The sequence below is a fragment of the Kitasatospora sp. NPDC001132 genome, from assembly GCF_053598415.1.
This window is the reverse complement of record NZ_JBSFKF010000032.1, coordinates 88,831-99,906: the sequence shown is the minus strand read 5'-3', so window position 1 is coordinate 99,906 and position 11,076 is coordinate 88,831. Positions and strand designations below refer to the sequence as shown.

Annotated in this window: 10 protein-coding genes, 1 tRNA gene and 1 pseudogene; 6 read left to right on the top strand and 6 right to left on the bottom strand. The window is 71.7% G+C overall.

Features of this window, described 5'->3' with window-relative positions; genetic code table 11:
* Positions 1 to 155 (bottom strand): annotated as a pseudogene (locus tag ACWDBE_RS31465) (ABC transporter ATP-binding protein); the annotation flags it as partial.
* A gap of 300 nt (positions 156 to 455) precedes the next feature.
* On the opposite strand from ACWDBE_RS31465, the gene ACWDBE_RS31460 reads away from it, so the two are divergent.
* The 3 genes from ACWDBE_RS31460 to ACWDBE_RS31450 all read left to right on the top strand — a co-directional run bounded on the left by ACWDBE_RS31460 (position 456) and on the right by ACWDBE_RS31450 (position 2,047).
* Positions 456 to 537, top strand: a tRNA-Leu gene (locus ACWDBE_RS31460).
* A 138-nt stretch (positions 538 to 675) separates the two neighbouring features.
* Positions 676 to 1,578 carry a Bax inhibitor-1/YccA family protein gene (locus ACWDBE_RS31455; protein WP_449791190.1) on the top strand — a complete coding sequence of 301 codons (903 nt, stop codon included), beginning with the start codon at positions 676 to 678 and terminating at the stop codon, positions 1,576 to 1,578.
* Positions 1,579 to 1,663: 85 nt separating this feature from the next.
* The gene (locus ACWDBE_RS31450) at positions 1,664 to 2,047 is read left to right on the top strand and encodes a hypothetical protein (RefSeq protein WP_449791189.1); all 384 of its coding nucleotides are present in this window, start codon (positions 1,664 to 1,666) and stop codon (positions 2,045 to 2,047) included.
* A 101-nt stretch (positions 2,048 to 2,148) separates the two neighbouring features.
* Here ACWDBE_RS31450 and ACWDBE_RS31445 read toward each other — a convergent pair whose 3' ends face one another.
* From ACWDBE_RS31445 to ACWDBE_RS31435, 3 genes are all read right to left on the bottom strand, one after another.
* Entirely contained in the window at positions 2,149 to 3,090 is a 942-nt protein-coding gene (locus ACWDBE_RS31445) for a hypothetical protein (protein WP_449791188.1), read from the bottom strand.
* A 290-nt stretch (positions 3,091 to 3,380) separates the two neighbouring features.
* The gene (locus ACWDBE_RS31440; RefSeq protein ID WP_392873885.1) at positions 3,381 to 4,601 is read right to left on the bottom strand and encodes an acetyl-CoA C-acetyltransferase; all 1,221 of its coding nucleotides are present in this window, start codon (positions 4,599 to 4,601) and stop codon (positions 3,381 to 3,383) included.
* A gap of 63 nt (positions 4,602 to 4,664) precedes the next feature.
* Positions 4,665 to 5,735 (bottom strand): SGNH/GDSL hydrolase family protein, encoded by a 1,071-nt coding sequence (locus ACWDBE_RS31435; protein ID WP_449809672.1) that lies wholly within the window; start codon positions 5,733 to 5,735, stop codon positions 4,665 to 4,667.
* A gap of 218 nt (positions 5,736 to 5,953) precedes the next feature.
* Here ACWDBE_RS31435 and ACWDBE_RS31430 point away from each other — a divergent pair, with 218 nt between their 5' ends.
* From ACWDBE_RS31430 to ACWDBE_RS31420, 3 genes are all read left to right on the top strand, one after another.
* Positions 5,954 to 7,354 carry a cystathionine beta-synthase gene (locus ACWDBE_RS31430; RefSeq protein ID WP_449791186.1) on the top strand — a complete coding sequence of 467 codons (1,401 nt, stop codon included), beginning with the start codon at positions 5,954 to 5,956 and terminating at the stop codon, positions 7,352 to 7,354.
* A 567-nt stretch (positions 7,355 to 7,921) separates the two neighbouring features.
* Positions 7,922 to 8,260, top strand: a complete 339-nt coding sequence (locus tag ACWDBE_RS31425) for a hypothetical protein (protein WP_392873876.1) — start codon at positions 7,922 to 7,924, stop codon at positions 8,258 to 8,260.
* Between the two features lie 200 nt (positions 8,261 to 8,460).
* The gene (locus ACWDBE_RS31420) at positions 8,461 to 9,732 is read left to right on the top strand and encodes a L,D-transpeptidase (protein ID WP_449809671.1); all 1,272 of its coding nucleotides are present in this window, start codon (positions 8,461 to 8,463) and stop codon (positions 9,730 to 9,732) included.
* Between the two features lie 100 nt (positions 9,733 to 9,832).
* Here ACWDBE_RS31420 and ACWDBE_RS31415 read toward each other — a convergent pair whose 3' ends face one another.
* Both ACWDBE_RS31415 and msrA read right to left on the bottom strand, forming a co-directional pair.
* A complete protein-coding gene (locus ACWDBE_RS31415; protein ID WP_449791183.1) occupies positions 9,833 to 10,195 on the bottom strand; it encodes a cupin domain-containing protein in 363 nt (120 codons plus the stop codon).
* Positions 10,196 to 10,320: 125 nt separating this feature from the next.
* Positions 10,321 to 10,986: a peptide-methionine (S)-S-oxide reductase MsrA gene (msrA, locus tag ACWDBE_RS31410; RefSeq protein WP_392874271.1), complete on the bottom strand. Its 666-nt coding sequence runs from the start codon at positions 10,984 to 10,986 to the stop codon at positions 10,321 to 10,323.
* Positions 10,987 to 11,076 lie beyond the last annotated feature (90 nt).

The window sequence follows — 11,076 nt, the reverse complement described above, 5'->3', positions numbered from 1 at the left end:
CCCATGATCGCGGTGAACTCGCCCTGGGGGAAGACGACGCTGACGTTGTCGAGGGCGACGACGCGGGTCTCCCCCTCCCCGTAGACCTTGTTCAGACCGGTGGCTCGGGCGGCCGCCAGGCCGGTGTGGACGGCGGTTGCGGTCGGCGTGGTCACGGGGGCTCCTTGTGCTCGTCGTACTCGTGGACTTGTACCTCCATGTTCCGCGACGTGATCATGGTTTCGCGTCGCTCCGCCGGACGGTTGGCCCTACCACCGCTGGGCGTACGGGAGGGGTTGGCCCCTCCTCCTGCGGTATGACGTGGACCCTGATGCGGAATGGATGGCCGGAACGGATATCCTTCGTGGCCGAATCCCGGACAGATCGTCAGATGGCAGGGAAACATGACAACTTCCGGGGCTGGGAACATGCGAAAGGGTGAGTCGGGAGACTAGGCTCAGGGTGGTTTCGCAGACGCCCGGATGGTGGAACGCAGACACGGGCAGCTTAAAACTGCTTGGCCGCGAGGCCGTGCCGGTTCGAGTCCGGCTCCGGGCACCGATCACTCGGCGGGGGCGCGACGGCGTCCCCGCCGGTCATTGTTCACGGATCCTCCTCGCGGCGTATCCCGGAATTTTTGCCAAGCCATTACCCTTGTGCGAGGGCGGTGCAGTGCCGCCACGGAGGGAATGAGCAATGAGAAGCAGCAACCCGGTCTTCTCGCGGGAGGGGTCCTTCACCCGCGACGCCGGCTACGCGGGGTTCGGTACCACCGCGCAGGCCGGGAGCCCGCACGGCCAGAACCCCTACGGCCAGAACGCGTACGGCCAGAACCCGTACGCGGGTACGCCCTACGCCCAGCAGCCGCACGGCCAGGGCCCGATGACCGACGAACAGCTCTACGAGCTGTACAACGGTCCGTCGGCCGGCCCCGGCGCCACCGGGCGGATGACGCTCGACGACGTGATCGCGCGCACCGCCATGACCCTGCTGACCGTGGTCGGCGCCGGTGCGGTGGCCTGGTTCACGCTGCCGTTCAAGAACTTCGGCTTCGCGGTCGGCGCCTCGCTGGTCGCCATGATCGTCGGTCTGGTCGTCCAGTTCCGGCAGAAGATCAGCCCCGCGCTGGTCCTGGCCTACTCGGCGTTCCAGGGCTTCGCGCTGGGCGCCGTCACCCACGTCCTCAACACCATCTGGCCGGGCATCGCGATCCAGGCGGTGCTGGGCACGGCGGCGGTCTTCGGGGCGACGCTCTACGTCTACAAGAGCGGGCGGCTGCGGGTCAGCCCGAAGTACACCCGGATCGGCATCGCGATCGGCCTGGGCTTCTCGGGTCTGCTGCTGGTCAACTGCATCGCGTGGGCGTTCGGCGGCGGAGTCGACACCTGGTCGGGCCCGCTGGGCGTCGGCATCGGCCTGATCGGTGTCGCCCTCGGCGCGTTCTACCTGACGCTCGACTTCAACGAGATCGAGCGGGCCATCGCCGGCGGCGCCCAGCAGGAGGAGTCCTGGCGGGCCGCCTTCGGGCTCACCTTCTCGCTGGTCTGGATCTACTTCGAGATGCTGCGCCTGATCGCCAGCCTTCGCGGCGACGACTGACGGTCCCTTCCGCCGAGCACACTGCCGCCGGGCCCCGGAGCCACTCGCTCCGGGGCCCGGCGGCTTTTCGCCTACGCTCCTACCCATGCATGACGTGGAGCCCCTGGACGTGAATCCCCTGGTCGAAGCCGCCGAGTCCCTGGCGGATCGTTTCCGCTCGCTGCCGCAGAGCAAGCTGCTGGGCGCTGTGCCGGGGTACGCCTCGCGGGCGGCGGCCGTGCTGGAGCTGGCGCGGCGGCTGGCCGGCCTGGCGCTGGCCGCGGAGGAGGAGGAGCGGCGGGAGTTCCCGGATGCCGGGGCCTTCGCCGTGGGGGACCAGCTGGCCGTCGCCGCGCACGACCTGGCGGCCGCGCTCGCGGCGCTGCCCCGGGGGGCGGAGGTCGCGCTGCCGGACGGGCCGGTGGCGGCGGCCGAGGTGCTGGCCGGGGCGGTGGACGCGGTGCGGGAGGCGGCGGCGCTCTGCGGCTGAGGCCCCGAGGACGCGCCCACGCCGAAGGCCGGCCGGATCGGTAACCCCATGACCCGGCCGGCCTTCGGCGCGCTGCGTGCTGGTGATCCGGTGAGTCGCCGTCAGATGCTGGCGACCACCCGGTCGGCGAGCACGTAGACGGCCTCCTCCTCGGTGGAGAAGGTCAGCGAGTACGAGCCGGAGAAGCGCGAGCCGCCGAGCAGCCGGACGTGCTCGCCGGCGCGGACCGCGTCGATCAGCCGGTAGGCGGCCTCCCGGTCGCCCGGGGCCACGCAGAGGGTGGTGCCGTCGGCGAAGGCGTAGACGTCCAGGGTGCCCAGCGGGCCCGGGCGGACGTCGATCAGGGCGACCGCCTCCTCGGCGAGGGTGGCCAGCCGGCTGTCGGTCCACTCCCGGGACGGCGCCTGGCTGGGCACGAAGTCGGGGTGCGAGGGGTGGCGGCGCGGGTCGGGCATGGCGACCGGGGCTTCCTCGACGGCCGGGTCGGCGTCCAGCAGCCCGGCCTCCAGGCCGGTGGCCAGCAGGTCGGCCTCGCGGCGGGCCCGGGCGTCCTTGGTCTCGCCGACCGGGTGGCCGGGGCGCAGCGGCAGGCCGCCCTCGGTGCCGGGCTCGGCGGGGGCGGTGCCGCCGCCCTCGTTGATCAGGTCCTCCAGCGCGGAGCGCAGCGCCTCGCCGAACTCCGGGTCCATCGTCCCGGCGTTGTCGACGGCGTCCTGCGGGCCGGTGGGGCGGGGGAAGAAGAGCGGCCACTCGTCGGTGCCGGAGAACGCGCCGGAGAACGGCGAGTCGAACAGCGGCGCGTCCTCGGCCGCGCGGGCCTCCTGCTCGGCCCAGAACGCCCGGGCCTCGGTGATCTCCCGCTCACGGTCGGCGGCGAGCGCCTCGGTGACGGCCCGGCGTATCGCGGCCTCGTCCACCGGGGCGGCCGCGGTCGGGGCCGCGGCCTGCGCGTCCAGTCGGCGGGAGAGTCCGCGGAGGTGGAGCAGCACGGCGGTCGACACGGTGATCAGGATCAGTAGCAGGACGGTGTAGACGGCGCTCACGGAACGTACTCCTAGCGAGGAGCGGAACGGGGTTACGTGTCCACACTGCCGCATGCGGGGCTGTTACCGCAGTGGCGAATGTCCAATTCGTCCAGGACTTTCGCTCTTGTCCCCAAATTGTTAGGTAACACCGTTCTACGCAGTGGAGTTGATCCGCTCCGCAGTGTCGATTTCCGGGCGGAAAACGAAAGAATTGAGGGCCGGATCGACCTCGCGGTGTGATCCGGCCCTCAATTACGCTGCGTCACTCCAAATGGGTGGTCCAGACCCTTCGGAGGGTGTCCGGGGGGTCAGCTGAGGCGTTCGATGACCATCGCCATGCCCTGGCCGCCGCCGACGCACATGGTCTCCAGACCGAACTGCTTGTCGTGCCACTGCAGCGAGTTGATCAGGGTGGTGGTGATCCGGGCGCCGGTCATGCCGAAGGGGTGGCCGACCGCGATCGCACCGCCGTTGACGTTCAGCTTGTCCAGGTCGACGCCGAGGTCGCGGTAGGAGGGGATCACCTGGGCCGCGAAGGCCTCGTTGATCTCGACCAGGTCGATGTCGTCGATGGTCAGGCCGGCCCGCTTGAGCGCCTGCTTGGAGGCCTCGACCGGGCCGTAGCCCATGATCTCGGGGGAGAGCGCGCTGACGCCGGTGGAGACCACCCGGGCGAGCGGGGTGATGCCGAGCTCGCGGGCCTTGGTGTCGGACATGATGACCAGCGCGGCCGCGCCGTCGTTCAGCGGGCAGCAGTTACCGGCGGTCACGGTGCCGTCGGGGCGGAACACCGGCTTCAGGCCGGCCACGCCCTCCAGGGTGACGCCGGCGCGCGGGCCGTCGTCCGTGCTGACCACGGTGCCGTCCGGGAGCGTCACCGGGGTGATCTCGCGCTCCCAGAAGCCGGCCTTGATGGCGGCCTCGGCGAGGTTCTGCGAGCGGACGCCGAACTCGTCCTGCTCGGCGCGGGTGATGCCCTTGAGCGCGGCCAGGTTCTCGGCGGTCTGGCCCATCGCGATGTAGGCGTCCGGCAGCAGCCCGTCCTCACGCGGGTCGTGCCACTCGCCGCCGCCCTCCTCGGCCCGCTTCTTGGTGCGCGCCTGGGCCTCGTCGAAGATCGGGTTCATGGTGCCGGGCAGGCCGTCCGAGGTGCCGTTCACGCTGCGCGAGACGGTCTCCACGCCGGCCGAGACGAAGACGTCGCCCTCGCCGGCCTTGATCGCGTGCAGCGCCATCCGCGTGGTCTGGAGCGAGGAGGAGCAGTAGCGGGTGATGGTGGCGCCGGGCAGGTAGTCCATGCCCATCTGGACGGCCACGATGCGGGCCAGGTTGTGGCCCTGCTCGCCGCCGGGCAGGCCGCAGCCCAGCATCAGGTCGTCGATCTCGCGCGGGTCGAGCTGGGGCACCTTGGCCAGGGCGGCCTGGATGATGTGGGCGGTCAGGTCGTCCGGGCGGACGTCCTTGAGCGAGCCCTTGAAGGCCCGGCCGATCGGCGAACGGGCGGCGCTGACGATGACGGCTTCGGGCATGACGGGCTCCTCGCTGGGTGACGGCGGACCTGACGTCCGGGAGGAAAGTTACCGCCTGGTAGATCAGGCGTCACCCGTACCAGCGTGTGAGCTGGCCGACGTGTTCCCGGGGGTCGTACCGGCCTCCTTCCCGCCCTCCGGGCCGGGCGGGCCGATCCGCAGCCGGTGCCTCAACTGGGCCCAACGGCGGCCCGCGCCCTCCGCCAGTACGGCCGCCACCTCGGTGCCCTCCCGGTCGGCCGCCGCGGCCGCCGCGACCGCGACCGGCAGCACCGAGGTGCCCGGGACGGCCGCGGCCGGGCGCTCCTCCTCGGGCCAGAGTCCGAGCGTGGCGCAGACCGAGGGCAGCAGCGCCATCGCGGCGGTCGCGTAGCCCTGGGCCGAGGGGTGGTAGCGGTCGGCGGCGAACATCTCCGGGCGCGCGGCGAACTCCGGGCCCAGCAGCGATCCCAGCGAGACCGTCCGACCGCCCGCCTCCACCACCGCGATGGTCTGCGCGGCGGCCAGCTGCCGGCTCAGCCGGCGGGCCACCCAGCGCAGCGGCGGCCGCACCGGCTTGATCGTCCCGAGGTCGGGGCAGGTGCCCACGACCACCTCGCAGCCGTTGGCGTGCAGGGCGGCGACGGCCTCGCCGAGCTGGCGGACGGCCAGTTGGGCCGGGCTGTGCCGGGTCACGTCGTTCGCGCCGACCATGATCACGGCGACGTCCGGGTGGTGCGGCAGCGCCTGCTCCAGCTGGCCGGAGAGGTCGGCGGAGCGGCCGCCGGAGCGGGCCACGTTGACCAGCCGCACCGGGCGCTCGGCCACCGAGGCGAGGCCGGCGGCGAGCAGGGCGCCCGGGGTCTCGCCGGAGCGGGCCACGCCCAGGCCGGCGCCGGTGGAGTCGCCGAGGACGGCCAGCACGAGCGGGGCCTGGGGGCCGACGGTGCGGTCGGCGAAGGCGTCCCCGTAGACGCCGTCGGCCCTGGGCGGTTGGGTCTCCAGGACCCCGATGGCCTGGATGGCGAGCTTGCTCTCGGTCAGCAGCAGGCCGACCAGGCCCACTCCGAGCAGGCCGAGACCGCCGCCGCCGTAGGCCGCCGCGGTGGCGATCCGACGGGCCACCCGGGCCCGCGAGTCCCGTGCCCCTGGCATCCGGTGCCCCCTTCACGCGCTCCTGCCGGCCCCCCCACGGAGGCACGGCGCTGCCTGCACAGCGCTCTTACCCGCGCGGGGGGCGGGATTACCCGGGGCGCCGAAGGGGGTGGGCCATTGGGGGAGGTGTGAAAGAGGGGAGCCGAGGGACGGGTGCCACGCCCTAGGCTTTGCAGTACCGAAAAGCAGTCGCACGCCCACAGACCGGGAGGACCCCCGTGCGGTACCACAACTCGATCATCGACCTGGTCGGCAACACGCCGCTGGTCAAGCTGAACAAGGTCACCGAGGGCATCAGCGCGACAGTGCTGGCGAAGGTCGAGTACTTCAACCCCGGCGGCTCGGTCAAGGACCGCATCGCGATGCGCATGATCGAGGCCGCCGAGGCCTCGGGCGCCCTCAAGCCCGGCGGCACCATCGTCGAGCCGACCTCCGGCAACACCGGCGTCGGCCTGGCGATCGTGGCCCAGCAGAAGGGCTACAAGTGCATCTTCGTCTGTCCGGACAAGGTCTCGACCGACAAGATCAACACCCTGCGCGCGTACGGCGCCGAGGTGGTCGTCTGCCCGACCGCCGTCGCCCCGGAGCACCCGGACTCCTACTACAACGTCTCCGACCGCCTGGTCCGGGAGACCCCGAACGCCTGGAAGCCGGACCAGTACTCCAACCCGGAGAACCCGGCCTCGCACTACCACTCCACCGGCCCGGAGCTGTGGGAGCAGACCGAGGGGAAGATCACCCACTTCGTGGCGGGCGTCGGCACCGGCGGCACCATCTCCGGCACCGGCAACTACCTGAAGGAGGCCTCCGGCGGCAAGGTCAAGGTGATCGGCGCCGACCCGGAGGGCTCGGTCTACTCGGGCGGCACCGGCCGGCCGTACCTGGTCGAGGGCGTCGGTGAGGACTTCTGGCCGACCGCCTACGACCGCAACGTCGCGGACGAGATCGTCGCCGTCTCCGACAAGGACTCGTTCCAGATGACCCGCCGCCTGGCCAAGGAGGAGGGCCTGCTGGTCGGCGGCTCCTGCGGGATGGCCGTGGTGGCCGCGCTGGAGGTGGCCAAGGAGCTCGGGCCGGACGACGTCGTGGTGGTGCTGCTGCCGGACGGCGGCCGCGGCTACCTGTCGAAGATCTTCAACGACGACTGGATGGCCGACTACGGCTTCCTGCCCTCGTCCACCGACGAGGCGCACATCGGCGAGGTGCTGGCCCGCAAGGAGTCCATGGAGCAGGGCGGCGTCCCGCAGTTCGTCCACATGCACCCGAACGAGACGGTCTCCGAGGCGGTCCGGGTGCTGCGCGAGTACGGCGTCTCGCAGATGCCGGTGGTCTCCCCGGGTGCCGGGCACCCGGACATCATGGCCGGCGAGGTGATCGGCTCGGTGGTCGAGAAGCTGCTGCTGGAGGGCATCTTCGCCAAGGAGATCGAGCTCACCGACACGCTGGACAAGGTGATGTCCAAGCCGCTGCCGGTGGTCGGCTCGGGCGAGACCGTCACCAACCTGATGACCGTGCTGGAGAAGGCCGACGCGGCCGTCGTGCTGGTCGAGGGCAAGCCGCAGGGCATCGTCACCCGCCAGGACCTGCTGGGTTTCCTGACCGGTCGCGGCCAGCACTGACCCGGCGTCACCGCCGGCCGCCGTCCGTTGCCCCGTCGCTCGCCGACCGCTGCCCCGCCGCCGTCCGTCGCCGATGCTCCGTCACCGCCGTCCCGCCGTGGACGGATGCGGAGGATTCGTCCACGGGAGAAGTGGTACACCGGCGTCACCTGCCCGCAGCACGTGGTTAACAAGGCTCGGGCATCGTGGTGGTCAACGGCAGGACGCCGAGTGAGGCGACGGCAACCGTCCGGGAGCGGCTCCCCGGCGACCGCGGTCGGCTCCGGACACACCGGGCGAGCCTGACCCGGCCGCTGTGTCCTCCGCCGTGGGAGGCGCCGTCGTCCCGCCCCTGCCCGGCCCCGGCCGGCTGACAGGGTGCGGCGGTTCCCGCGGCAGCACCGCGCCGCACGGCGCGTGTCCCCGTGGCTCCCGGGTGGGGGAGCCCCGGCGGGGAACGGTGGGGCCGGTCCTTCTCCGAGGGACCGGCCCCTTCCGTTCGCGCCGTTCGCGCCGGGCGCGCGGGGTGTGCTCCGGGCGGCCGCCCGCGCACCACGCCGGGCGCGGTCGTCCCGTACGCTCGCACGCATGACCAGCACTGAAACGACCGACCAGGACACCCCGCGCTACGTCCGGGTCAAGATCGAGCTCATCGCGGAGATCACCGACGAGGGCGCGCTCAAGGCGGCCGCCCTGGAGGCGGTCACCGCGGACGAGTACCTCGACGACGAGGAGCGCGCCCAGTCCGTCGAGGCCATCGAGGTGGACCCGTCGGGTTCGCTCGCCCACTTCATCGACCCGGTCGCGCTGCTCGGCGACGTGCCCGGTGTGGAGCTCGCCTCGGCGACCTGGGAGTCGGCGCAGACCGAGTTCGACCCGGACAGCGAGGAGTGGGACGAGTACCAGGTGGACGAGTCCGCCGAGTAGGACGAAGCCGTCGGGTGACGGCGCCCGCCGCCATCACACGTGAACGCCCGGTCCGCCTCGCGGGCCGGGCGTTTCGTCCCTGTTCATCGGGAAGTTGGGTCATCTCATACGATCGCTTACCCTTCGGTGTTGGAACCGTGAACGGGTGGATTGCGTTTCTGTATCCGTAATGCCCGGGATGATCAGCAGGGAGACGCGACGTGACGGCACGGGAAGGTCAGGGGCGGGCGGCCGGAAGCGGCTGGAGCCGGCGCGGGGTCCTCGCGGGACTGATCGGCGCGCCCGTACTGCTGCTGGCGGCCTGCAACGACAACAGCGCCAGCGGTGGCAGCGGTGGCAGCGGCTCGGGCGGTTCGGGCGGCGCCCCGAGCGGCGCGAGCAGCAGCGCCCCCAAGACCTCGGCCGCGGTCATCACCGTCACCCCGGCCGACGGCGCCGCCTCCGCGAGCTTCAGCGAGCCGGTCAAGGTCACCGTCGCCAACGGCACCCTGAGCAGCGTCAAGGTCACCGACACCACCGGCAAGGAGCTGGCGGGCCAGCTCTCCGCAGACGGCACCGGCTGGACCTCGGCCACCGCCCCCGCCAGCGGTACCAAGTACACCGTCGCCGCCACCGCCTTCGACAAGGACAAGCTGGAGGCGGACTCCAACGCCGTCTTCACCACGGCGACCCCGGCCAACACCTTCGTCGGCTACTTCACCCCCGAGGACGGCTCGACGGTCGGCGTCGGCATGCCGGTCTCGATCAACTTCAGCAAGCCGATCACCGACCGCAAGAGCGTCCAGCAGGCGATCACGGTCATAGCCGAGCCGGGCGTCGAGATCGTCGGTCACTGGTTCTCCAGCACCCGGCTCGACTTCCGGCCCCAGGAGTACTGGGCCAAGGGCACCAAGGTCACCCTCAAGCTCCGGCTCAAGGACGTCGAGGGCGCCAAGGGCGTCTACGGCACCCAGTCCAAGGACGTCAGCTTCACCATCGGCCGCGCCCAGACCAGCGTCGCCGACCTCGCCACCAAGAAGCTCACCGTCACCACCGACGGCCAGGTCAGCGCGGTCTACAAGATCTCCGGCGGCTCGCCCGAGCACACCACCTGGGGCGGCAAGATGGTGATCTCCGAGCAGTACACCCAGACCCGGATGAACTCGCAGACCGTCAACCTGGGCAGCGAGTACGACATCGCGGACGTGCCGCACGCCCAGCGCCTCAGCACCTCGGGCACCTTCATCCACGGCAACTACTGGTCCTCGCCGTCGATCTTCGGCAGCCAGAACACCAGCCACGGCTGCATCGGCCTCCAGGACACCAAGGGCGCCCAGGACAGCGGCGCCGACGGCTTCAAGTTCTACAAGTCCTCGATGGTCGGCGACGTGGTCGAGGTCGTGAACTCCGGCGACAAGACGGTCGCCCCGGACAACGGCCTGAACGGCTGGAACATGAGCTGGTCCGCCTGGAAGGCCGGCAGCGCCGTCTGACCCCGCCGGACCCCGGTACGAAAGACTCCCCGGGTGGGACCGGACCTCACGGCCGACCCGGGGAGCGGGACCGGTGCGAAACGGCGGAGCCCGGTGCCGCTCAGGGCTTCGCGTAGTCCGCGAAGCCTTGCCAGTCGACGATCACACAGGCCTCCGGGCCCACCGTCCAGGCGTCGTGCCCGGGCGGGCAGAGCATGAAGTCGCCGGGGCCCACCTCGCACTCCCGGCCGTCGTCCATGACGATCTTCATCCGGCCGGAGACCACGTACCCGGCGTGGGCGGCCTGGCAGCTGTCGGTCTTGGCGATCGGCTTGACGTGCTTGGACCACTGCCAACCCGGCTCGAACACGGCCCGGCCCACCGGGCCGCCGTCCAGGTTGACCAGCCGCAGCTCCCCCGTGCCCTCCTCGAAGGGGCGGACTTCCTCGGGATCGTCGAAGTTCCGTCGGTAGGGACCGGACATGGCGCACTCCTCTCCCGTGCGGCCGGCCCGGCCACCAGAGGGTGGCCGGGCCGGCCCCGTCGGCCCTTCCAGTCTGCGCCCGGATCAGGGACCGGTCACTTTGAGTGGCCGCTCCCGGGAGAGGGTCAGCCCTGGGTGCGGGCCACGCCGATCGGGCAGGAGGCGCCGGTACCGCCCAGACCGCAGTAGCCGTTGGGGTTCTTGGCCTCCGACAGGTACTGCTGGTGGTACGGCTCGGCCGGGAAGAACGGGCCGGCCGGGGCGATCTCGGTGGTGATCGGACCGTAACCGAGCGCGGTCAGCGACGGCTGGAAGGCGTCCCGGGTGGCCGCGGCGGCCTCGGCCTGGGCGGGGGAGTGGGTGTAGACGGCGGAGCGGTACTGGGTGCCGACGTCGTTGCCCTGGCGGTTGCCCTGGGTCGGGTCGTGGGCCTCCCAGAACGTCTTCAGCAGGCGCTCGTAGGAGATCACGGCCGGGTCGTACACCACCCGGACCGCCTCGGTGTGCCCGGTCAGCCCGCTGCACACCTCCTCGTACGTCGGGTTGGGGGTGTGGCCGCCCTGATAGCCGACCAGCGTCGTCCAGACGCCGGGCAGTCGCCAGAAGGTGCGTTCGGCGCCCCAGAAACAGCCCAGCCCGAAGTCGGCCACCTCCAGGCCCTGCGGGTACGGGCCGGGCAGCGGGTGCCCGAGCACGGTGTGCGGCTCGGTGAGGGTGAAGGCCGGGGAGGGCCGGCCGGGCAGCGCCTGGTCGGCGGGGACGAGCGAGGTCTTGTGGCGGTTGAACAGCACGGCCTGCTCCAGCGGGTCGGGGAACCTGGCTCAGTGTGCAACGCGCACGGCCGCCCCCGGATTCCGGAGGGCGGCCGTACGGGCCGTTCG

Excerpts from the sequence above, each read along its gene's own strand:
- ACWDBE_RS31455 (WP_449791190.1), top strand. The coding sequence starts at position 676 with ATGAGAAGCAGCAACCCGGTCTTCTCGCGGGAGGGGTCCTTCACCCGC.
- ACWDBE_RS31450 (WP_449791189.1), top strand. The coding sequence starts at position 1,664 with ATGCATGACGTGGAGCCCCTGGACGTGAATCCCCTGGTCGAAGCCGCC.
- ACWDBE_RS31440 (WP_392873885.1), bottom strand. The coding sequence starts at position 4,601 with ATGCCCGAAGCCGTCATCGTCAGCGCCGCCCGTTCGCCGATCGGCCGG.
- ACWDBE_RS31435 (WP_449809672.1), bottom strand. The coding sequence starts at position 5,735 with ATGCCAGGGGCACGGGACTCGCGGGCCCGGGTGGCCCGTCGGATCGCC.
- ACWDBE_RS31425 (WP_392873876.1), top strand. The coding sequence starts at position 7,922 with ATGACCAGCACTGAAACGACCGACCAGGACACCCCGCGCTACGTCCGG.
- ACWDBE_RS31415 (WP_449791183.1), bottom strand. The coding sequence starts at position 10,195 with ATGTCCGGTCCCTACCGACGGAACTTCGACGATCCCGAGGAAGTCCGC.